The organism is Shewanella decolorationis (genome assembly GCF_004354305.1).
GTDB lineage: Bacteria > Pseudomonadota > Gammaproteobacteria > Enterobacterales > Shewanellaceae > Shewanella > Shewanella decolorationis.
This window is the reverse complement of record NZ_CP037898.1, coordinates 1,123,238-1,146,057: the sequence shown is the minus strand read 5'-3', so window position 1 is coordinate 1,146,057 and position 22,820 is coordinate 1,123,238. Positions and strand designations below refer to the sequence as shown.

The 22,820-nt window shown below is 48.2% G+C and carries 21 protein-coding genes and 1 other annotated feature; of the genes, 8 read left to right on the top strand and 13 right to left on the bottom strand.

Annotation, left to right across the window (positions count from 1 at the left end):
* The first annotated feature begins 98 nt into the window (after nt 1-98).
* Entirely contained in the window at nt 99-848 is a 750-nt protein-coding gene (locus tag EYR25_RS05070) for a substrate-binding periplasmic protein (RefSeq protein ID WP_133178722.1), read from the top strand.
* A gap of 97 nt (nt 849-945) precedes the next feature.
* Here EYR25_RS05070 and EYR25_RS05065 read toward each other — a convergent pair whose 3' ends face one another.
* From EYR25_RS05065 to EYR25_RS05045, 5 genes are all read right to left on the bottom strand, one after another.
* Entirely contained in the window at nt 946-1,254 is a 309-nt protein-coding gene (locus EYR25_RS05065) for a ribbon-helix-helix domain-containing protein (RefSeq protein ID WP_133178721.1), read from the bottom strand.
* Nucleotides 1,255-1,640: 386 nt separating this feature from the next.
* Nucleotides 1,641-2,201 carry a DJ-1/PfpI family protein gene (locus EYR25_RS05060; RefSeq protein ID WP_133178720.1) on the bottom strand — a complete coding sequence of 187 codons (561 nt, stop codon included), beginning with the start codon at nt 2,199-2,201 and terminating at the stop codon, nt 1,641-1,643.
* A 156-nt stretch (nt 2,202-2,357) separates the two neighbouring features.
* Complete coding sequence (locus tag EYR25_RS05055; RefSeq protein ID WP_023268189.1) at nt 2,358-4,136, bottom strand: flotillin family protein; 1,779 nt, start codon at nt 4,134-4,136, stop codon at nt 2,358-2,360.
* A gap of 33 nt (nt 4,137-4,169) precedes the next feature.
* Complete coding sequence (locus EYR25_RS05050; RefSeq protein ID WP_023268190.1) at nt 4,170-4,805, bottom strand: YqiJ family protein; 636 nt, start codon at nt 4,803-4,805, stop codon at nt 4,170-4,172.
* 105 nt (nt 4,806-4,910) lie between these two features.
* Nucleotides 4,911-5,477, bottom strand: a complete 567-nt coding sequence (locus tag EYR25_RS05045) for a DsrE family protein (RefSeq protein WP_133178719.1) — start codon at nt 5,475-5,477, stop codon at nt 4,911-4,913.
* 81 nt (nt 5,478-5,558) lie between these two features.
* Here EYR25_RS05045 and EYR25_RS05040 point away from each other — a divergent pair, with 81 nt between their 5' ends.
* From EYR25_RS05040 to EYR25_RS05020, 5 genes are all read left to right on the top strand, one after another.
* Nucleotides 5,559-7,052 (top strand): carboxypeptidase M32, encoded by a 1,494-nt coding sequence (locus tag EYR25_RS05040; RefSeq protein WP_133178718.1) that lies wholly within the window; start codon nt 5,559-5,561, stop codon nt 7,050-7,052.
* Nucleotides 7,053-7,169: 117 nt separating this feature from the next.
* Nucleotides 7,170-7,664 carry a GNAT family N-acetyltransferase gene (locus EYR25_RS05035; protein ID WP_133178717.1) on the top strand — a complete coding sequence of 165 codons (495 nt, stop codon included), beginning with the start codon at nt 7,170-7,172 and terminating at the stop codon, nt 7,662-7,664.
* Nucleotides 7,664-8,014: a DMT family protein gene (locus tag EYR25_RS05030; protein WP_037415674.1), complete on the top strand. Its 351-nt coding sequence runs from the start codon at nt 7,664-7,666 to the stop codon at nt 8,012-8,014. The genes EYR25_RS05035 and EYR25_RS05030 overlap by 1 nt, the downstream gene beginning before the upstream one ends.
* Nucleotides 8,015-8,051: 37 nt before the next feature.
* On the top strand, nt 8,052-8,309 hold the full coding sequence (locus tag EYR25_RS05025) for a DUF2960 domain-containing protein (protein WP_011626864.1): 258 nt from the start codon (nt 8,052-8,054) through the stop codon (nt 8,307-8,309).
* A 39-nt stretch (nt 8,310-8,348) separates the two neighbouring features.
* The gene (locus tag EYR25_RS05020) at nt 8,349-8,858 is read left to right on the top strand and encodes an RDD family protein (protein ID WP_023268194.1); all 510 of its coding nucleotides are present in this window, start codon (nt 8,349-8,351) and stop codon (nt 8,856-8,858) included.
* Between the two features lie 91 nt (nt 8,859-8,949).
* Here the strand turns inward: EYR25_RS05020 and lptG are convergent, their stop codons facing one another.
* Together lptG and lptF are read right to left on the bottom strand one after the other, a co-directional pair.
* Complete coding sequence (gene lptG / locus EYR25_RS05015) at nt 8,950-10,008, bottom strand: LPS export ABC transporter permease LptG (protein ID WP_133178716.1); 1,059 nt, start codon at nt 10,006-10,008, stop codon at nt 8,950-8,952.
* The gene (gene lptF, locus EYR25_RS05010; RefSeq protein ID WP_023268196.1) at nt 10,005-11,117 is read right to left on the bottom strand and encodes an LPS export ABC transporter permease LptF; all 1,113 of its coding nucleotides are present in this window, start codon (nt 11,115-11,117) and stop codon (nt 10,005-10,007) included. The genes lptG and lptF overlap by 4 nt, the downstream gene beginning before the upstream one ends.
* Nucleotides 11,118-11,372: 255 nt before the next feature.
* Here lptF and pepA point away from each other — a divergent pair, with 255 nt between their 5' ends.
* Nucleotides 11,373-12,881, top strand: coding sequence for a leucyl aminopeptidase (pepA, locus tag EYR25_RS05005; protein WP_011626868.1), 1,509 nt, complete (start codon nt 11,373-11,375; stop codon nt 12,879-12,881).
* A gap of 175 nt (nt 12,882-13,056) precedes the next feature.
* Nucleotides 13,057-13,175 (top strand) — a sequence feature (Phe leader region).
* 37 nt (nt 13,176-13,212) lie between these two features.
* Entirely contained in the window at nt 13,213-15,216 is a 2,004-nt protein-coding gene (locus EYR25_RS05000) for a chorismate mutase (RefSeq protein ID WP_133178715.1), read from the top strand.
* A 102-nt stretch (nt 15,217-15,318) separates the two neighbouring features.
* Here EYR25_RS05000 and EYR25_RS04995 read toward each other — a convergent pair whose 3' ends face one another.
* The 6 genes from EYR25_RS04995 to EYR25_RS04965 all read right to left on the bottom strand — a co-directional run bounded on the left by EYR25_RS04995 (nt 15,319) and on the right by EYR25_RS04965 (nt 22,815).
* Nucleotides 15,319-16,623, bottom strand: coding sequence for a cation:proton antiporter (locus EYR25_RS04995; protein ID WP_133178714.1), 1,305 nt, complete (start codon nt 16,621-16,623; stop codon nt 15,319-15,321).
* Nucleotides 16,624-16,668: 45 nt separating this feature from the next.
* The gene (locus tag EYR25_RS04990) at nt 16,669-17,004 is read right to left on the bottom strand and encodes a hypothetical protein (RefSeq protein WP_011623581.1); all 336 of its coding nucleotides are present in this window, start codon (nt 17,002-17,004) and stop codon (nt 16,669-16,671) included.
* A 444-nt stretch (nt 17,005-17,448) separates the two neighbouring features.
* Nucleotides 17,449-18,591, bottom strand: a complete 1,143-nt coding sequence (locus tag EYR25_RS04980) for an FAD-binding oxidoreductase (protein WP_165953464.1) — start codon at nt 18,589-18,591, stop codon at nt 17,449-17,451.
* Between the two features lie 50 nt (nt 18,592-18,641).
* Nucleotides 18,642-20,306 carry a hydroxylamine reductase gene (gene hcp, locus EYR25_RS04975; RefSeq protein WP_133178713.1) on the bottom strand — a complete coding sequence of 555 codons (1,665 nt, stop codon included), beginning with the start codon at nt 20,304-20,306 and terminating at the stop codon, nt 18,642-18,644.
* A 214-nt stretch (nt 20,307-20,520) separates the two neighbouring features.
* A complete protein-coding gene (tyrA, locus tag EYR25_RS04970; RefSeq protein ID WP_023266808.1) occupies nt 20,521-21,660 on the bottom strand; it encodes a bifunctional chorismate mutase/prephenate dehydrogenase in 1,140 nt (379 codons plus the stop codon).
* Nucleotides 21,661-21,723: 63 nt separating this feature from the next.
* A complete protein-coding gene (locus tag EYR25_RS04965) occupies nt 21,724-22,815 on the bottom strand; it encodes a 3-deoxy-7-phosphoheptulonate synthase (protein WP_133178712.1) in 1,092 nt (363 codons plus the stop codon).
* Nucleotides 22,816-22,820 lie beyond the last annotated feature (5 nt).

Sequence of the window (22,820 nt, the reverse complement as noted above, 5' to 3'; positions counted from 1 at the left end):
AGGAAAACTGCGCTACAGATAACAATTTTTTCACAACGAAAGAATACAATGTAGCGTAGTAATTACTAAGCTCGATCAACCAAGGAGTGAAGGACTAGATGGGTAAAGGAAGTATTCTCTATCGTTGGCTCGTTAAAGGCGTTTTGTTACTGATTTTGTTTATCCCTCAGTCCTATGCAGAACAACTCAAGTACAACATTACTGGTTCGTATTCTTGGTATCCGTATTTTATTGCCAATCAACCCGATGCTCCGGGAATGATTACTGAATTAATCCCGCAGATTTTATCCTTAGCGAATATTGAGGGCGAAAACCTTTCCTTGCCGCCCAAACGGACAAACAACGCCCTTGAAACGGGTCAATTAGATTTTGATGTGGTCAGCCCCAGTTGGTTTGAAAACCAAGATTTGGGTCCCTTATTTGTTAAATCCGATCCCATCATGCCGATCACAGAATACGTGGTGACCAGACCCGAAAATGTTGAATCCTTTAAAGAAATCAGTGAGATTAAAGGCAAGCAAATCGGTACAGTCAGGGGATATTTGTACCATGACGACAAGGAGTTTATCCGTGTCGATTTTACCTCGGAGCAAGAGCTGATTAAGGCGTTAGATAAACACCGCATCACGGCGATTATCTCGGGTAACTATCCCGCCTTATATTGGTCGAATAAGCTTAAGATCCCCGTAGGATTAGCCGCAGTGCACTCCGATGGGGTGCTGGTGCTAAGGCTACGTAAAGAACATGCCGATTTACTGCCCGCCCTCAATCACGCGATAGCGCAGCTAAAAGCCAATGGGAAAGTGGAACAGATTATCCAGAAATATACCCAAGCCTTTGCGAGCTAAAGCGAAAAAGCTCATGTTTTTAGGTGCTCACAAGAAACTAGTTCTGCACTAACGTAGCTAGCTTGGTCTTTTCAAATCGTAGAGATGAAATGGATATTCAAGAGGATTTGGCGTTTAGCGCAACCTTAGGCTTTAACACCAAACGCTGCCCCTGATTAAGATGGGTAGTGCAGGCCCCCCGCAACAAAGAGGCAAAGTTAGCCACCTCTCCGTGGCGAGTTAACACCTCTCGGTAAATTCGGGTTAAAAACACCGCCACACTCAGCTCGGCATCTTCAGCAATCTCTTCAATAATCTGCCAAAAAATCGCCTCGAGCCGCACGCTCGTCACGACCCCATCGATTCGAATAGAGCGGGTTTTGAGTTCAAACAGTTCGGGTTCGGCACCGGAATAGATTTCACACACAATATCACTCCCCAAGCGGCGATTGCGCTTTGTTCCAGCATTGCGCTTAGCTTAAGTCCCAAGCGAATACTCAACTTATACCAATCACATTAAATATCTAATCAGTTCAGAGCCTCACAAGCATCTCAATCCAAGGCGCATTGACGAAGAAATGGTTATTCCCTTTTAAGTCAATGTAACACCGGAGTGAGATGCCTGTGAGGCTCCCGAAGGGCGGTGTTGAACGGGCTTTATACTGCGTTTAAGGCTTTCGACAGAGCGCTACTATGCCTTCAAGCCTTCGCCTTGTCTAAGTTTAACTCCCGCTGAATGAACAGATATTTAATACGATTGGTATTAAGCCCTACCCGAACTGTTATGCCATAAATAACGTTAGATGAATATCGTTAATTCAATAACTTGTTAAACTGCGCCAACCATGCAGGATGTGCAGGCCATGCGGGCGCCGTCACTAACTTGCCATCGGTGATTGCCGCCGTCACCTCAATCTCGCAATACTCGGCGCCCGCTTGTTTCACCTCTGGCGCACAAGCTGGATAGGCTGACACTTTCTTGCCTCTCACTACATCTGCCGCCGTCAGTAACTGCGCCCCATGGCAAATGGCCGCAATGGGTTTATCTTGGGCTGAAAATTCCGCCACTAAGGCAATCACCGCAGGGTTTAGGCGTAAATACTCGGGCGCACGGCCACCGGGAAGCAGCAGCGCATCAAAATCACTGGCGTTGGTACCAGCAAAGTTGCCATTCAGGGCAAATAAGTGTCCTGGTTTTTCGGTATAGGTTTGATCGCCTTCAAAATCATGGATAGCCGTTTTAATGGTTTGCCCCGCCACTTTATCAGGGCAAACAACCGTTACGCTGTGACCCACCATTTGCAGGGCTTGGAACGGCACCATTAGCTCGTAATCTTCAACAAAATCACCAGCGATAATCAAAATATTGGCCATAAAAAACTCCTTTTACTTAGTCAGGGGAAACGCTACAACGGATTTCACTCTACTCCGACCATTAAATTTAGGGTAATAGTGGAATACTACATATTGGCGCTGCGGTTACTGGCATAAAAAAAGCGCCCGCAGGCGCTTTACACTAAACTATCAATATCAATTACTTATCTTAGGCTCTATCACTGTATGTTGCTGGCTATAACCATTTAATCCGCTATTTGCCGACTTGACGACATTTAAGGCTTCGGTGGTTAAGGCATTATTGCCATTGAGTAAGTCATTTAAAGTGCCTGATTCCGATTGCACTAAGCCTAACTCCCGCAGCATGGCATCGACCACTGGCGCATTGGCGCGGTAGTTTAACGCTGCGCTAGTCACTTGCTCGGCGATACCGCCTTGATGCGCGACCGCGCCATCAGCTCCCGATGCCAATTGATTACCAGCGCCATAACCTTGAAGGATTTTAATGCCTTCAATGTTTTCCAGTGGTTTAACCGCCTGCGCGACAATCTCAGGCAGTGCTTTTAAGATAGCGAGTGATTTTTGCAGCGCAATTTGCTCATCACGCAGCACGTTTTCGGCTTCGTACAGAGCTTGTTTACCCGCCGCTTCAACCGCATAGACCTTCTCGTCGGCCTCGGCTTGCAGTTTCTTGGCATCGGCACTAGCGCGGGCTTCAATCAGAATCGCGCTCGATCTGTCTTCGGCGGCACGTTTTTCCGCCTCGGCTTGCACTGTCACCCCTACCGCATCGCGCTCCGCTTCTTTGCGAGCGTCGATCACTTCAATCTCTTTACGACGATTCGCCTCTGCCACTTGGCGCACCGTAATAACCGCTTCTTCTTTCTCTACCTTGGTCTTTTCCGCTTCGGCGGCGCGGGCGCGGGCAGCAGACTCTTCTTCCGACTTCGCGGCTACCGCGATGTGTTTTTCTTGCTCGGCAACTTCGATATCACGTTGCTGCTGAATACGCGCCTGCTCGATAGATTTGCGCTTTTCAATCTCGCGGGTTTCGATGTCTTTGGTCTTTTCGATTTCCGCAGTTTCGATTGCGCGCTCTTTGGCAATTTCAGCTTCGCGTTCTTCACGGGCCTTGTTTTCTTTTTGCTTAATAATTTCCGCTTTTTGCTCAGCACGCTTAAATTCGAGCGACTGCTGCTGAATGAGGCGTGCTTCTTCTTCGGCCTTTTCAATCTCCAGCGATTCTTTTTCAGCCTCGAGGTTACGCTGCTCGATCTTGATGCGGTTTTCCTGCTGAATATCGTTGGTCTCTTTACGTTTTTCTTCGATGATCTTAGCTAAACGCGCACGACCTTCGGCGTCAAACGCGTTATTCTCATTGAAGAATTGCAGGTCAGTTTGGTCAAAACCCGTCAACGAAACTGATTCGAGCTCTAGCCCGTTTTTCTCGAGGTCGTTAGCAACGTTATTCTGTACCCTCTGGACAAAATCGGCGCGCTGCTCGTGCATCTCGGTCATGGTCATTTCCGCCGCGACCGCACGTAACACGTCAACAAACTTCGATTCCATCAGCTTTTTCAGCTCTTCCACGCGCGTGGTACGGGTACCTAAGGTTTGTGCCGCCATCGAAATGCCTTCAGCATTAGGCGCCACACGCAGATAGAAGTCGGCCTTCACATCGACGCGCATTCTATCCTTAGTGATCAGCGCATCTTTTTGGGTTTTCTCCACTTCGATACGCAGGGTATTCATATTTACTGCGATGGTTTCATGCAGCACGGGCAGGACTATTGCGCCGCCATCCTTAATAATTTTTTCGCCGCCAAAACCCGTACGTACAAAGGCCATTTCCTTCGTTGCACGTTTATATAACTTGGCGAAAATCAGACCAATCACAATCAGGCCAATCAATACCATTCCGGCAACTAACAACACGAAGTTGCTCGAACTGGTTACATCGTTTAACACATCCATTTGCTTTCCTTTTTCGTTAATGGCTTTGGAAAATTAATTATCAAAGCGAGTCGCAGACCAGACTCTTCCTTCTCGTTTTAGCAGCACCACTTGCGTGCCACTGGCAAACTCGATCCCCGAGGTTTCGGGTTCGACTAATACATAATGTTTTTGTTGATGTTTATCGCGCACCACGGCTTCCGATGGCATGCCCTTCATGGCGCAGCCTAGGGTGATAGTGCCGACATAACCGCTTAAATCATCGAGGGATATGGCAGTAGACTCATTCTTAGGGAGCAGATCGGCCAATATCCGCCCGAGATAGCGACAGGCAAACGCACTACCAACCACGGCAATCGGTAAGGTAAAGAGTTGGGGTAACAAGACGCCCGTGAATAGCAAGCTCAGGTAATTTGCAATATAACCGACAAGCGCAAAGCTAGTCAGTGCCAGCACAAACCAGATAAGCAAGGGTAATCGATTTAGACACAACCAGCCCGCAATCCCCGTCAGGCCAGTGCCGCCAATCTCGGCATCATAATCCACATCGGCGGGAACCCATTGGTCGAGCGCACTCATCATGCTTAGCCCTATGACTAGGGCTAAGGCTTCAAACACACCAAGGACAAGCACGCAGGCGAAGGCAATAGTGTAAGGTAGGTTAGGCTGTTCAACTAAAAACGCCCACATAGTCATCTCCTTGAACGATACAGCATTCCATTTACTTCACTGTAATTATCAACTTACGAGTGACAGAATAGCAAGGTGAGCCTAGTTTCCAAACAAAAATTTACCCTAAAACGGATTTTGACTAAATCCCTGCTGCGCCAGAATCGCATGGGCCGTCATCGCAGACAGAGCCATATCGACACCCGGTAACAAAGAGGCGTTGCGTAAGTCAAAATAAGCGGCGCTCTGACCACAGATATAAAATTTTACCCCATGGGCCACTAAGGTTTTCACTAAGGCTTTATTGGGGTTTTGCACTCCGTTGTACTGCTTGGCATAAAAACTATCATCGGCTAAATCGCCAACGGCACTGCCATGCACCACCATCGCTAGCTCAATATCGCTTTCTTTAACGCCAGCCGCCACGTGCATATTGATAAAACGGGCAAGGCTGTCGAGCTGACGATTCACTTGACCGACATCGGCCGCCTTGCTCATATCGAAGGCCACCTTAAACTTCATCCCTGCAGGGATAGCAAGAGTACTTTCGACCTTAGCCACTTGACCAAATTCGGGGATGGCGGTTCCAGGCGCAAAGCTCTCGGCTCCGGCATGGGCGGCACTGGATAAACCGACCAACAACGCCATGCTTATGACTTTTAGGGGTTTAGTGTGATGTGATTTTGGCTGCATGATATTATCATCCTGTTATTGTTATTTTTTCGTGCTAATAGATAACGACAGCACCTTAAGATTGAGTCTATGGATACCGCTATGAACAGCAAAGAACCTACGCCAAGTTACGATAAACTCACGGCCCATTTCCAGAAAATTTCGCATTTTGAACATTTTAGTGCGCTAGGTGATTGGGATCAGGCCGCCATGATGCCCCTCGGTGGCGGCAGCGAGCGTGGCGATGCAATGGCAGAACTGGCATTACATATCCATAGCCTTAAAACGGCGCCAGAGCTTGGCGATAACCTCGCACAAGCCTCGCAAGAGGTGCTGAGCCCAGAGCAACAGGCCAATCTGAGGGAAATGCAATATAAGTATCAACAGGCGACCTTAGTGCCCGGCGAGCTAGTACAGGCCAAAACGAAAATGGCCTACCAGTGTGAAAATGCTTGGCGCGAGCAACGCAAAAACAATGATTGGCAAGGTTTTAAACCGAATCTAAAAGCGGTGATTTCCCTCGCGAGGGAAGAAGCCTTAATTCGCGCGCAGGCCCTTAACATCTCCCCCTACGATGCCCTGCTCGATAAATTTGAGCCCGGCATGACCACGGCCAAGCTCGAACAAACCTTTGGCGACTTGAAGACTTGGTTACCCTCTCTTATTCAAGATGTGCTGGCAAAACAAGCCAGTGAACCCAAGCTTTCCCTTAATGGCCCCTTCGAAATCAAGGCACAGCAAGCCCTCGGCCAAGCGGTGATGGCCTATTTAGGGTTTGATTTTAACCATGGCAGGCTCGATATCAGCAGTCACCCATTTTGTGGTGGAGTGCCTAGCGATGTACGCATCACGACGCGTTATAATGAAGCCGATTTTAGTAGCGCTATCATGGGCATAGTGCATGAAACTGGCCACGCCCGTTATGAACAGGGCTTACCAAAACCATGGCGCGGTCAGCCCGCAGGATTGGCTCGCTCGATGGGCGTCCATGAGAGCCAAAGCTTATTTTGTGAAATGCAACTCGGTGCCAATCCCGCGTTTTTACGCCAACTGCAACCACTGATTAAACAGCATTTGGACCGCGAGTACAGCGCCCAAGACTTGGCAAGACACTATACCCGCGTCAATCCGGGGCTTATCCGTGTCGATGCCGATGAAGTCACTTATCCTTGCCACATTCTATTGCGCTTTGAGGCCGAAAAAGCCTTTATAGACGGCAGCCTGAGCGTAGATGACCTCCCCGATTTTTGGTCAAGCCAGATGCAACAACTGCTTGGGATCAATACCGAGGGTAACTATCGCGATGGTTGTATGCAGGATATCCATTGGGCCGTGGGTGAATTGGGATATTTCCCAAGTTATACCTTAGGCGCTATGTATGCCGCCCAATGCCGTTTTGCGCTGGAGCGAAGCTTAGGTCCGATTGAAAACCTCATCGATAACGGCCAGTTATCCCAAGTATTTGACTGGCTTGGCAGCCACATTTGGTCCAAAGGCTCATTACTGACAACGGATGAGCTCATCATTCAAGCCACTGGCGAACCGCTCAATAGCCAATATCTTGCTGAACATTTGAAGCAACGTTATTTGGGATAAACGCGGTAAACCGCCTAGATAATCGCAGCACTGGCGAGTTTCAAAGCTTTTGCTGCGATTTGGGTATATAATCCCCAACTTATTTATTCACACTGTTTTGGACGGAAAAAGTCGACCATGTTACTGCGTGCAATCACCCCACAGGATTGGGATGCTATTTTACAGATCCAGGAAGAATGTTACTCCCAATTGGATCCTGAACCCCTGCATGTATTGCAAAGCAAGTGGCACGTCTCACCCCAATCCTGCTTTGTGTTTGAGGTGAATGAGTCGGTGGTGGGCTATTGCCTCGCCCACCCTTGGACCACCAATATGCCTCCCGCACTGTATGAGCCCATCACTCAGTTACCTAAGGCCGATACCTTATATCTGCACGATATTGCCATCTCGGTAAAGGCCCAAGGCTTAGGCGCTGGCTCCAAGGCCCTAATGCGCTTAAAGCAGCTCGCGGATCGCTTTAACTTGAGCTCCCTCTCTCTGGTCGCGGTACAGGGTGCCGATAGCTACTGGCGTAAAATGGGCTTTAAACCTAAGGCCATAGAGAAATGTCTTGGCAGCTATACCGACGATGCAATGTATATGATTTATAAGCTTAATCATCGAGAAGAATGATGAACCCCACCCTAACGACTATTGGTTTACTCTGTCTTAGCAATATTTTTATGACCTTCGCATGGTACGGCCATTTAAAATCCCTAGGCTCAAAGCCTTGGATTATTGCCGCCTTAGTCAGTTGGGGCATCGCTCTATTTGAATACCTACTGCAAGTGCCCGCTAATCGCATCGGCTACACAGTGATGAATGTCGGCCAATTAAAAATCCTGCAGGAAGTCATCACCTTAAGCTTGTTTGTGCCCTTCGCCTATTTCTACATGAAGGAGCCACTCAAACTCGACTATCTCTGGGCGGGCCTGTGTATCCTCGGTGCGGTGTATTTTATTTTTAGAAGCGAATTTAACTAATTCCAGACTTATTTCAGGACTTTTTCAGGAGAAAACCATGGCGCGTCAAGTGACTTACACCTTCAAAGGTGAGACGAAAACTATCGCCTTTAGTTATGATAAACACCGCGATTTATACGAAGCTGTGGCCGAGGCCGAAGGCATTGACTTAACCAAGTTTCTCGCGATGGAACAACAAATTGCCATGACCTCACGCAAAGGTGCCAAGGCTGAAAAAGACTATCGCAAGGTCGAATTTGCGCGCTTTGGTTTTAGCAATATCCACTTTGTACGTGATGAAGAACCCGAGGCCTAAGCCTTATCGTCATTTATCCATTTAGAATTAGGATTGCAGATGTTAAACGCTGAACATGCTAACTTTCCCCGTGCAGGATTCTTCCGCCGTTTAGGGGCAATGATCTATGACCTGCTGCTCGCAGTAGCCGTGTATATGTTTGCTGGCGCCATCGGCTTTGGTATTTTCTTCGGACTCACAGCCTCGGGCCTGATTAGCATGAATGGCTTTGAACATGTGTCCGACGCCCTCAATGGCACGCCGATTTACCATGGGATTTATCAACTTTGGTTAGTGCTATGCGTAGGCACTTTTTATGCGCTTTTTTGGAGTAAGGGCGGTCAAACCCTCGGGATGCGCGCCTGGCGCCTTAAGATCCAACATCCAAACGGCCAAAACCTAAGCATGATCACCGCCTATGCACGCATCGTCTGGTCATTACTCGGCATTGGTAATTTGTGGGTGCTGATCAACGACGATAAACTCGCATTACAGGATATGATGACCCGCTCAGAAGTGGTTGTGTTATCTAAGGAAGCAAACCAAATGCGCAACTGGCATGGTGCATAAATTTTGCAGTTAAATCTCACTACTGATCCCTAGTAAAATTGCCCCAATAAAAAACGACGCCATGGCGTCGTTTTTTATTCCCCGTGAGTGATCACCGCCGGATAAAGTAGAAGGCAATACCAGTAAATAACAGACTCGGCGCGATGGCCCCCACGTAGGCGGGCAACTCATATACCATACTCATGGGACCAAAGATCTCGTTACTGATATAGAAGCTAAACCCTGCCACCACGCCGAGCAACACCCGCGCTCCCATAGTGACTGTCCGTAGCGGCCCAAACACAAAGGATAAGGCCACCAGCATCATCACCCCAACGGTAACAGGCTGCATCACCTTACGCCAAAGGGCTAATTCGTAGCGGCTTGGGTCTTGGCTATTGCTGTTAAGATACTCTAAGTACCCCATTAAGCCGCGGATCGATAATGCCTCGGGCTTGACCGATACCACGCTGAGTTTGTCGGGCGTCAAGCTTGAACGCCAAATATCTTCATCTAAATGTTCGAGCTTAACCTCGTCATAACTAAGATCTGTGCGTTTTACATCTGTGAGATGCCAACTGTCTTTGCTAAAAAATGCGCTTTTAGCATGCACCACATTGGTTAGTTTTAACTCACTGTTAAACTTATATAAAGTAATATTGTTTAGCTTATCGATATCAGCGACTTCGCCAATATTGACAAACAAATCACCGTCCTTAGCCCAAATGCCTCGGTGGGATTTAATCAAACTGCCGCCGGAGAGTTTAATGGCTTGGAGTTCATTGGCCTTTTGCTCGGCCACTGGCGCGCCCCACTCTCCCAATGCCATCACCAGCAACATCAACGGCACAGCGGTTTTCATCGCGGATAAGGTGATTTGCAACCGCGACATGCCCGATGCTTGCATGACGACAAGCTCCGAATTAGAGGCCAGCATCCCCATACCGATCAAGGCACCTAACAGCACCGCCATCGGGAAAAACATTTCAATATCGCGGGGCACGAGGAATAACACATAAATCCCCGCATCCATCATAGTGTAAGTACCACGACCTACTAGTCGCAGTTGGTCCACCCACTTAATAATGCCCGACAAACCTGTCAACACCAGTAAACATAACGCCGAGGTGCTCAATAAAACTCTGGCGATATAAAGGTCTAAAATCTTCATGCGGCCACCTTTTTACGCGCCATTACCGCCGATAAACGGGCAAATAAAGGTCTGTCTTTACCGAGGAGCAAAATCCCCATAATCAGTGCCGATAAATGGATCCACCACATCCCCAAATACTGTGGAATAACACCATCTTGCAACGCTTTCCGCCCCGCGACCATCAGGCCAAAATAGCCAAGATATAACAGCACCGCGGGAAGCATTTTGGCAAATTTTCCTTGGCGCACATTGACTCGCGCCAGCGGCACGGCAATGAGTGTCATGATAGGAATCGCCAGCGGAATCGCTAAACGCCAATGGAACTCGGCCACGGCTTCTGGTCCTTCGACTTTCATCAATTCAGTCAGCGGTAAGGCTGAGAGTTTGCGGCGACGCTCATCGACCTGTTGCTCTTTGATTTGCATCTTATAGCCACCAAATTCAATCATTTGGTAGTCTTTCTGTTGTGGGCTGCCCTGATAGCGTACCCCATCATTGAGCTGTAATTGCTGCGAGCCGTTTTGATCTTCAATGACACGCCCCCCTTTAGCTACAACCACATTGGTTAAACCAATTTCGTCATTTGGGTCGGGTAACTGGGCAACAAACACTTTATCCAAGTCGTTATCCTTGCCGATACGCTCAACAAACAGCACAGCACGGCCGTTAGGACTCGCCTGAAAACGCCCTTGCACTAACGCGGCAAGGCCCGCCTCGGATTGGGCTTTTTCGAGCACTTGGTTTTGTTGCTCCTCGGCCCAAGGCGCGACATAGAGGGATAAATAGCCAGTAAACAACATGTTGATAACGGCAAGGATCAAAGTTACTCGGGTAACATACCATTCACTTACGCCAACACCGTGGAGAATGACCATTTCATTCTCGGCATACATGCGGCCGTGGGCCATAAGGATCCCAAGGAACAAACTTAAAGGTAAAACGAGAACAACCAGATAGGGTAAGTTGAGGCCTATCAAGGTAGCGATAAGAGAAGCAGGAAATTCACCGTCTGAGGCGTCGGCCAATATGCGCACGAAATGCTGGCTAATAAAAATAGTTAACAGTACAAAAAGTACTGCAATTTGCGCCTTTAAAACTTCTCGAATAAGGTATCTAAATACAATCACAGGTAGGATCCGGTCTCTAAACTTATCTTTTTGCTGGTAACAGACTAACTTTCATGTAAACTGTTTACTTTTGGTAGTTTTCTGACCAGCTTCAGGGGTTCCTGGCAAACGATAAATGTCACGGATATTTCACAAAAACGTGACTCAAGTGCCGAGAATAAATCACCTTTGGAGTAATAACTTAGGCCCTTTTCGGGACAAGCAGACATTATCCAATAAATATAAAAATTTGTCTTTAAGAATCTAGGAGTGCTCATGGAGTTTAGCGTAAAGAGCGGTAGCCCCGAAAAACAACGCTCAGCCTGCATCGTTGTCGGTGTTTATGAACCCCGCCGTCTATCTGGCATCGCCGAGCAATTAGACAAGATTAGCGAAGGTTATATCAGTAATCTACTGCGTCGCGGCGATTTAGAAGGTAAGCCAGGCCAAATGTTATTACTGCACCACGTTCCTAACGTATTGAGTGAACGAGTGCTGTTAGTCGGTTGCGGCAAAGAACGAGAACTAGACGAACGCCAGTACAAGCAGATCATCACTAAAACCATCAACACCTTAAATGAAACAGGTTCAATGGAAGCTGTGTGCTTCTTGACCGAGTTACACGTGAAAGGTCGCGATACCTATTGGAAAGTTCGCCAAGCAGTCGAAACGACCAATAGCAGTTTATATAGCTTCGATGCGCTCAAAACCCGTAAAGGTGAGACTCGTCGTCCGCTGCGCAAGTTAGTGTTTAATGTCCCAACTCGTCGCGAACTGACCTTAGGTGAGCGTGCGATTGAGCACGGCATGGCAGTGTCTGCCGGTATGCATTTATGCCGCGATGTGGCTAACATGCCGCCAAATATCTGTAATCCAGCCTATTTAGCCTCTCAAGCTCGCCAATTGGCCGAAGTTCACGAAAACCTGCATGTCACGACTGTGGGCGAAGAGCAAATGGCAAAACTCGGCATGAACTCTTACCTTGCCGTTGGCCGCGCCAGCGCCAATGAATCCATTATGACAGTGATGGAATACAAAGGTGCCGTCGACAGCACTGAAAAACCTATCGTATTGATTGGTAAAGGCTTGACCTTCGATTCAGGCGGGATTTCATTAAAACCGGGCGAAGCCATGGATGAAATGAAATACGACATGGGTGGCGCTGCTGGTGTGATCGGCACCATGAAAGCCATTTGTGAGATGAAGCTACCTATCAACGTCGTCGGTATTCTCGCAGGTTGTGAAAACATGCCATCGGGCAACGCTTACCGCCCAGGTGACATTTTAACCACCATGTCAGGGCAAACCGTTGAAGTTCTGAACACCGACGCCGAAGGCCGTCTGGTACTGTGTGACGTATTAACCTATGTTGAACGTTTCGATCCAGAGCTGGTGATCGACACGGCAACACTGACGGGCGCCTGTGTGATTGCTTTAGGCAAACATGCCTCAGGCCTGTTCTCATCACACAACCCTCTGGCACACGAGCTGCTCAATGCAGGTGAGCAAAGTGGTGACCGCGCATGGCGCATGCCATTATGGGATGAGTACCAAGATATGCTCGATAGCCCATTTGCCGATATGACCAACCTCGGTGGTCGTCCAGCGGGCGCGATTACTGCGGCTTGTTTCCTGTCTCGTTTCGCCAAGAAGTACAACTGGGCTCACTTAGACGTGGCGGGGACTGCCTGGAACAGTGGCGCGAATAAAGGTTCAACCGGTCGCCCTGTGCCAATTTTAACTCAGTTCCTGATCAATCGTGCTGGCGTAGAATTAGGCGAATAATCGCTAACAAGGCTGAAAAGGCGAAGAATTTCTTCGCCTTTTTATTTGGCTCGAAGGCGAAATGACGATTAGCTCAGGAATAATTGCAGCCTAGCAACGAGAAGAGGAAAGAAAATCGCGATTGAATAATTTTTGATTGACAGCCACGCCCTCGCCCTTTAGTTTTACTCCCTATGAAAACAAATACCGCAGCTTTTTTTACTTTCTTTTTTACACCCCCACTCTAGGAGGCGGATTTACTGTGTAAAAACGAAAGTAAAAATCCAAAGCCTCCCACTGGGAGGCTTTTTCGTCTTAAACGCTCGATAATACGGTGGCAAATGAGGTCAGAATGCAAAAACCACAGCCTTTAAATCAAACGCGAGAACAAATTACTCACCTCGACAATGAGCTTCTCTCGTTACTCGCCGAACGTCGACGCCTAAGCCTTGAAGTGGCCCGCAGTAAAGAAGTGGATGTGAGACCCATTCGCGACACCCAAAGGGAAAAAGAACTGCTGGCAAGATTAGTTACCGCTGGCCGAGAAAAAGGTTTAGATGCCCATTACGTGATCTCCCTGTATCAAAGCATTATCGAAGACTCTGTCCTCAACCAGCAGGCTTATCTCCACGGCCGCGCCAATCCAGAAACGCAAAAACAACAATACTGCATCGCCTACCTCGGTGCCCGCGGCTCCTACTCTTACCTGGCCGCCTCACGCTATTGCCAACGTCGTCAGGTTGAGATGCTCGATTTAGGCTGCCAAAGTTTCGATGAGATTGTCCAAGCGGTTGAGTCAGGCCACGCCGACTATGGCTTTTTGCCGATTGAAAACACTTCGTCCGGCTCTATCAACGAAGTATATGACGTGCTGCAACATACGAGCCTCTCCATCGTTGGCGAGACGACTATCGAAGTCAGCCATTGCCTGTTGGGTAAACCGGGCAGCAAACTAAGCGATATCAAAACCGTCTATGCCCATCCGCAGCCAATTAGTCAGTGCAGCCGTTATCTGAGCCAGCACAAAGACTTAAGACTGGAATATTGCTCTAGCAGCGCCGAAGCAATGGAGAAGGTCAATCAATCTGCCGACAATAGCGCCGCTGCAATTGGTAGCACAGAAGGTGGCGCGCTGTACCAACTCGAGTCGATTGAGTCGGGTCTGGCAAACCAAAAAATTAACCAGAGCCGCTTTATCGTGGTGGCTCGAAAAGCCGTAGCCGTACCCGAGCAATTACCCGCTAAAACCACCCTGATCATGGCTACTGGCCAAAAGGCAGGGGCCTTGGTTGAAGCCCTATTGGTGCTTAAGGCGCATCAGCTGAATATGAGCAAACTCGAATCTCGCCCTATTCCTGGTACGCCGTGGGAAGAAATGTTCTATCTGGATATCGACGCCAATATCTCCAGCGAAGCCATGCAGCAAGGGCTCAAGCAGCTCGAGAGGATCACGCGTTTTATCAAAGTATTAGGATGTTACCCCTGTGAAACCGTCAAACCGACACAACTCAGTAATAGCCAATTACTTATCGAGCCGAGCACCTCAAAAGCGGAGGTGATAAGTACGGTGAGCCTTGACCCGTCCCCCTATCGTTTCAGTAAGGCGTACAAGGCGCAGGCGAGTGAAATTCACTGCGGCCCCTTTACCATTGGCGCAGGCCATATTGGTGCCATTGCCAAGATCACGCTGAGCAAAAGCCTGCTGCAACTAGAGTCGTCACAGGCCGCCTTATCCGCCTTTGAGCGCAGAGTAAAACAGCTAAAAGAAGCGGGTTTTCAAGCGGTAATTTTAGACGGATGCCACTCACTTGCCTCGGCCGAAGCTATCATCCCTAAGCTGCGCCAAACCCTGCATCAGTATGATTTGCTTTGTGTTATCGCCATCGAACAGGCGACGGATATGCCATTGGCGACTGATAATGCCGACATGCTGTTCTTCACGGGCAAACAAATGTTTAATCAGGCTTTGCTGACTCAGGCAGGCACCTTGCCGATCCCGCTATTCCTCGAACGTAACGATATGGCCAGTTATGAGGAGTTTATGGCAGCAACGGAGACGATTTTAAGTCAAGGTAACCAACAGCTTATCCTATGTGACTCTGGCATTCGTACCTATAACAATGCCAACTTACCCACCTTGGATTTAGCAAGCCTTATTCAAATTAAGGCCCACAGTCATCTCCCCATAGTGATTAACCCTTGTTATGCCATCAGCGAAGATGCGCTGCCACTGCAAACTCAAGGGATTAAACAGCTCAGAGCCGATGGCCTAGTGCTGAATTGCCCCCTCGAAGAAGATAAAGAACATGATTCATTAGCATTGATGGCCGACGTCGTGAGGGAGTTGTATCGTTAATTTGAGCGTATAAGGATACTAAGGAACATACAGCCACAGACATCGTGGCTGTATTGTTTAGGGCTTTTAGGATTTTAGGTCTCGAGCTTAAACGCAGCAGGGCTAGGTTCGTTCAGGCGCAATCTGGCTATTGGTATCTGTTGCCACCGCATTACTGCGGCGAATTAACCCCGTCATACTCGAGCCCTGCACTAGGATGGAAAACACCACCACGGCATAGGTCATCACGAGCAGTAGCTCTCGCAGCTCGACACCGCTTTGTGAATCGATAATCACCCCCTCGGGTAAACTCATCGCCATGGCCAAGGCTAAACCGCCTCTGAGCCCACCCCAAATGAGTATCGACTCGGCATAGGGATTGTAAGACTTCACCAACCTAAATCCGATATAGGGCAAAAATACACTCACCGCCCGCGCCGTTAACACCAATGGAATAGCCACTAACATAAACCACCATAATGGCGCCTTAAAGGTGACGAGCAAGAGTAATAATCCCAGCAGAAGGAACAGCAACGCATTAAAGAAGGACTCAATCAGTGACCAAAAAGTGTAGAGTTTCACCCGCTCATGGCGCACAAAATACTTAGGCACGCTGAAGTTGCCGATAATCATTCCCGCACTGACCATCGCCAGCGGCCCCGACACACCTAACACTTCTGCTATGACATAACCCGCCGTCGGGATCAGCAAAGTGACCAGCATCAACTGGGTTTCTTCCTCACAGTAGCGAAAGAAATGGTGCAGCAATACGCCGAGGACCGCGCCATAAACGACGCCACCGAGCGCCTCTTGAACAAACAATAGCGAAATTTGCGAGAAGGTCAGCGGCTCGGTTGAAAAAGCCAGATGGGAAATGGCCACAAAAATCACTAGCCCTATACCATCGTTAAAGAGCGACTCCCCTTCTACCTGAATAGCAATATCTTCGGGCGCGCCCATCTTCTTCAGAATGGCTAACACAGCAATCGGATCTGTGGGTGAAATCAAGGCACCAAAGAGCAAACAATGGCTTAAGGCCAAGGGTAATCCCAGCATGGGAGCGATGTAATAAAACAAACCACCGACGATAAAAGTCGAGAGTAAGGTACTGACAAAGGCAAGAATGAGAATTTCCCATTTCTGATGCCTTAAGATTTTTAAGCGGATCTGCAATGCCCCGGCAAATAAGAGAAAACCTAACATGCCATTGAGCAATAGCGCCTGAAAGTCGAGCTTCTCCAGCCCCGCCACAAAGTAACCATAAACATGGCCGCCAAGCGCTTTACCACCCAGTAAAAGCAACAGGCTCATTCCCAAGGCTAATGCGGTAATGGCGACGGTTTCTTGCAGCTTATGCAAACGCGAAGATGCCACAGACGTGACTAAGGCTAACGCACAGAGAATACAGAGAATTTGATAACTAGTCATAAGAGTCTCTAATCACCCTAAGATGAAGAGACTCTAGCACAAGTTTTAGACTTCTAAACCATCCAACAGGCTTAACCAGCCTTTAATAATCCGATGGCAAAACCAAATAATACCAAAGAGATAAATCGAAAGACTGAGCCAAGTGATGGGCAGACAATAGCCCAACACTAACAGACCAAGAAATATCACATTGGAGTGACGCTGCCAGCGTAGATGTGATGCCAGCAAGGCATTACCTTGCGTATGTCGTTGAGACAAGTTGATAAATAGGCTCAACAATACCGGCAGCAGTAACAGCGGAAAGCCTGACATTAAGGCGTAAAGCAAATGGCCTAAGCTGCGATCTTCAATTTTTGCGGCATATGTGGTTGTCGTTGTCATTGAGAGACTCCAGCCAGACTATGGGACAGGGCTTTACTCCGCCCTCGTCTTTAACCTTACGTTCTCGTAGACATAATCGCAACTAAGGCGCAAAAATATTTCCACGCGAGATCTTTTAAACCACCGATGTTTTGAATCAACCTATGCCCTTCAAAGGCTAGGGCGTGTTGACGTTTCGAGATTAGATTTTGTTCGTTCTGGCAAGCACGTGCTCGCGAAACGAGGAATGATGTGTAGTTATTCTACTCAAATGACGAGCGGCTCTTATGCCAGAAAGTAAGAGCAAGGGCTTGCCAGACGAACCCTTCGGGCAGCATTTGGCTGGCTTTTCTGCCGCGTTATCGTCCGTTTATGTAGAATAACTACACTGCACGGACTTTGCCTTGCATAAAAGCCAGCCAAATTGCTGCAAAAATAACCCTGAAACGTAAACACGCCCTAATGTCAGGTCAAAGATAGCGTCACATCTGACTTGAGTTTAGTCGAGCAAGCTAACACATATCCGGCTTCGATTTCGGTAGGCGTTAAGGTCATACTGCTTGTGGACTCAGTCTCCCCTTCGAGCACTCGGCATTTGCACGCGCCGCATACGCCCGAACGGCAAGCCGCAATTATCGGCAAGCCTTCGGCTTCAATCCCCTCGAGTAAAGTTTGCTCGGCCGTTAAAGCCCGCTTTTTATCGCCAATGGATAACATAAAGCTGTTACTGCCACTCACAGGAGCTTCAGCCTGCATTTCGGCTTGTTTTACGCGGGATTGCGCCTCTTTCACCGCTGTGGCAAAACTCTCGTGATACAACTGAGTCATATCGAAGTTAAGCTCAGCTAGAATCGTTTTGACCGCCTGCATATAAGGCTCTGGGCCGCACAAAAACACGGTTCGCTCGGCAAAATCGGGCACTAAATATCGTAGATTATCGGCACTTAAACGGCCGACATCATGCAATACCGCCTCGGGATGCCAAGCCGTGTCAGCGGTGACATCCTCAATAATGTAGCGCAGCTTAAAATCTCGATGGCGCGTAGCCATGGTCTCTAATGAGGTTTTAAAAATAATATCGGCCTGTGTACGAGCGCTGTGCACAAAGGCAATGTCGGCATTTATTTGGCTATCAGTTAAATAACGCGACATCGAATACATGGGCGTGATCCCACAGCCTGCACTCAAAAATAGGTATTTTTTGGCAGGAATATCAAACAGATTAAACTGCCCTGTTGGCGGCAGGACTCGTACCGTTTGCCCCGGTTGTAAATGATCAATCAAGTAATTCGACACCAGTCCGCCATCGACTCGCTTAATGGTTAACATTAAGGAATAGGGTCTCGAAGGGGTTGAGGACAAGGTATAACTGCGGCAAGCCTGCTCACCGTTGATCTCTAGCACTAAGGTCATAAATTGCCCAGGCTTATAATCAAACTTCATCGGCTCACCGGCTTGAAAGCGAAAACTCACCACATTGGCGGTTTCGTTCCAGCGCTCCACACACACTAACTGGCTAAAGCCCACAACACTTGCAGGCGCAGAAGATAAAACGGAACTTGGCATGATATTTTGCATAGTACTGATATTCATCGTCTTTGTATCCATAACACTGCGGCTTTAGCACAAAGCCGCAGTGACTCCATACATCAATCAGCCTAGGCCACGTTCAGCATGGTCTTCAGATCGGCTTCAACTGTGGTGGTGTTACGCAGACCAAATTTTTCTTCCAAAATGTTGGCAAGATTGGCTGTTAAAAACGCCGGCGGCGTTGGGCCGGTACGGATGTTTTTCACCCCGAGTGACAACAGTGTCAGCAGCACGACAATGGCTTTTTGCTCAAACCATGAAAGCACAAGATTCAATGGTAATTCATTGATATCGCATTCAAAGATTTGTGATAGCGCGATAGCCAACTGAATAGCAGAATAGGCATCGTTACATTGGCCAATGTCGAGTAAGCGCGGAATACCGTTGATATCGCCAAATTCCAGCTTGTTGAATTTGTACTTACCACAACCTAAGGTCAGGATGACGGAATCCTTTGGCGCCGATTTCGCTAAATCGGTGAAATAACTCCGCTCCGACTTATCACCATCACAACCACCGACTAAGAAGAAGTGTTTGATAGAACCGTTTTTCACGTTTTCCACCACAGTCGGCGCTGCGGCCATTAAGGCATTACGGGCAAAACCGATGGTGATATTGTGAGGGATTTCATCGTATTGGAAGCCATCGAGTGCGAGCGCCTTGTCGATCACAACTGAAAAATCGTCCCCAATTACATGGGTCACACCAGGCCAACCCACGATACTGCGAGTAAAGATACGGTCGCTGTATTGGCCCACATTCGGGTCAATAATGCAGTTTGAGGTCATCACTACGGCGCCAGGGAAATTAGCGAATTCTTTTTGCTGGTTCTGCCAGGCACTGCCGTAGTTACCCACTAAATGGGCATATTTTTTAAAGGCGGGATACGCCAGCGCGGGCAGCATTTCGCCATGGGTATAAACATTGATGCCTTTGCCCGCCGTTTGCTCGAGGATAAGCTCTAAGTCCTTCATATCATGGCCAGAAACCAGAATCGCTTTGCCTTTAACGGCTTTAGTGTTGACAACGGTCGGTTCAGGATGGCCAAAGGCTTCGGTCTCGCCCGCATCGAGCATGGCCATGATGCGGTAATTCAGTTGACCAATATCCATGGCCGTGGTGAACAGTTTGTCAGCATCGACACTCGGCTCACCGAGAAACGCCATAATCTCATGGAAGCGACCAGCAATTTCAGCATCGGTTTTACCTAAAACACGGGCGTGTTCCATGTAAGCCGCAGCCCCTTTAAGGCCATATAAGCACAGTAGTCTCAGCCCAAGGATATCTTCGTGGACCTCATTTTTATCTTTATTGAGTAAGGCGACAGGTGCTTGAGACAACATTTCAGGCTTGCTGGTGCCCAATACAAATTGTGCCACAGGCGGGAGCGATTCAGCCTGTTTACCCGCGGCTTCACACGCCGCTTCATAGGCATTTTTTAAACTTTCACGGTACTCAGCCGCCTGCTTAGCATAGGCGATGATGCGTTCATCATCGAAGTTGACGTTGGTTAAGGTCGAGAAAAAAGCTTTAGGAACAAAGGTATCCACCTCAGGGTTAATGACGCCCAGTTCACGCGCCTTAGTCGCATACACTGAAACACCTTGCAGCATATAGATTAACAAGTCTTGCAGATCTGAGGTCGCGGCCAATTTGCCACACATGCCTTGGGCATAGCTACAACCATTGCCAGCTGGGGTACGAATAGTTTGCTCACACTGAATACAAAACATGGATAGACTCCTAATTTAAATTCATGCTTTATTTTTGCATGTTTAAAAATAGTCTACCGAAAGCGAAAATAAGCGACAGTGTTTTCTTTCTTTGTATGTCAATTCTTAGAGGGAGATCACCTTAAGCAATTACTAATTAATACAATTGAACCAGCACAAAAAGCATAAAAAATGCCCATCAAAGATGGGCATTTTATGGGTAACTTATTCATTATCAGTTTGTTTTCATATCATTTACCGATTGCAGCATCATGCGGCTTTCACGCTGAAACTGAGGTGCAAAATCACCAAACCATTTTGCCACCGTTTGGAACTGGCTGATAAACGCGTCCCTATCGCCCCGTTTTAACAACTCTAATGCTTCGCGATAGTTATCCAAATAATCACCAATCGCATGTTGGCTATCCTGCTGGGCAAAAATAATATCGGCATAGAGTTCTGGGCTTTGGGCAAACAAACGCCCGACCATGGCGAGTTCTAAGCGATAGATAGGTGAGCTAAATTGCAGCAGGGTTTCGATATCCGCTTCTTCTTTGCAAAGATTCAAACCATACACAAAGGTTGAGAAGTGGCGCATCGCCTGTACCAGCTGCATCGCATTGTCGTGACGTTCAGGTTCTGCTTCGACAATCCGTGCGCCCCAAATTTCAATTTGCTCGAGTAACCATTGGTATTTATCGGCTTCACGCCCATGGCACACCACCACCACCTGTTTAGCCAAACTGCCGACATCGGGGCCAAACATGGGATGAAACCCGACAACGGGCCCCTTATGAGCGGCCAACATGGCATTCATAGGCTCAGTCTTGATCGAGGTTAAGTCGGCTAAGATACATTCCTGCGGTAATTGGGTCAGTTTCTCACGGATAATGTCGCAGGTGATCGCAATAGGCACAGTCACCAATACCAAGCCAGCGTCGGCAAATAAGGTTTCCGCTTGTTGCCAGTCGTCTTTATCCAGCACTTTAACTTGGTAACCCGAGAGCGACAGCATTTGTTGAAACAATCCACCAAGCTGACCCTTACCACCCACAATCACGACCGAGCCGAGATCGTTTTTGACTTGCTTAAAGCCGACATCCTTCTCGTTGAGATAGGACTCACGCATCAAGCGGCGCAAGATATCTTCAATCAGTTGCGGCGCAATACCCATGGTTTTGGCTTCTTCGCGGCGTTTTGCCAGCATTGCAGCTTCACGTTGCGGCGCATAAATCGGCAGGCCTGCAGCATGCTTAACTGTGCCCACCTGCGCGACTAAATCTAGCCGTTTACGCAGTAAATGCAGCAATTGCTGGTCGACACCATCGATAAGTCCGCGAAGGTGTTCTAATTCAGTTGTGGTTTTTTCGTTCATCTTATCGGTCCACTACCCACCTAAAAGGAAGGTGTTTAAACGTTAGGCACTTAAGATTTGCTCTCAAGCATTGGCCACTTTGAGCATATCAAAACGCGTTGGCAATACCGAAGATAACTTCGATGCGCCCGCACGTAAAACGCTTTCGGTTTTTTCCCAATTAATACAGGAGTCTGTCACAGAAACCCCATAGGCCAATTCGCTTAATGGTTTATCACAACTTTGATTACCTTCGTTTAAATGGCTTTCTAACATCACGCCTATGATGGACTTATTGCCGTTGTAGATCTGGGCAAACACATCTTCGCACACGGGGACTTGCCTGGTGTAATCCTTAGAGGAATTACCATGGCTACAATCGATAATAAGACGAGCATTGAGTTTGGCCTTATGAAGCTGCGCCTCACATTCAGCCACACTTGCAGCATCGTAGTTTGGCGTTGCGCCACCGCGGAGGATCACATGCCCATCTGGGTTACCCGCGGTTTGCAATAACGCCACTTGGCCCTGTTGGTTAATCCCCATAAATCTGTGGCTGCTGGCCGCCGATTTCAGCGCGTTAATGGCTACATCTAGCTTTCCGTCTGTGCCATTTTTAAAACCAACGGGCATAGATAAACCCGACGCCATTTCCCTGTGGGTTTGCGATTCAGTCGTGCGAGCACCAATAGCTGACCAAGTCACTAGCTCCGAAATATATTGCGGACTGATAGGATCGAGCGCTTCGGTGGCGACGGGCAGCTCAAGCTCGGCGAGCCAAATCATCAACTCACGCGCCATCTTTAAGCCTTTTTCGACATCGAAGGATTCATCCATATCGGGGTCGTTAATCATCCCCTTCCAACCCACTGTGGTACGTGGCTTCTCAAAGTAGACTCGCATTAAGATGTAGAACTCATCGCTGAGTTCATCGTGTAACTTTTTAAGCTTTAAAGCGTATTCCTTGGCGGCATCGATATCATGGATAGAACAAGGTCCTGTGATGATAAGCACGCGGTGATCGCGCTTATGGACAATATCCGCCACGGTTTTGCGTGCATTGAGGATATAACGATACGCGTGCTCAGAGAGTGGCAGAGTCGCTTTTAGCTCCTGCGGTGTAATAAGGACTTTCTCTGAACTGATGTGTACGTTATTGATCGTATCCTGTTGCATGCTTA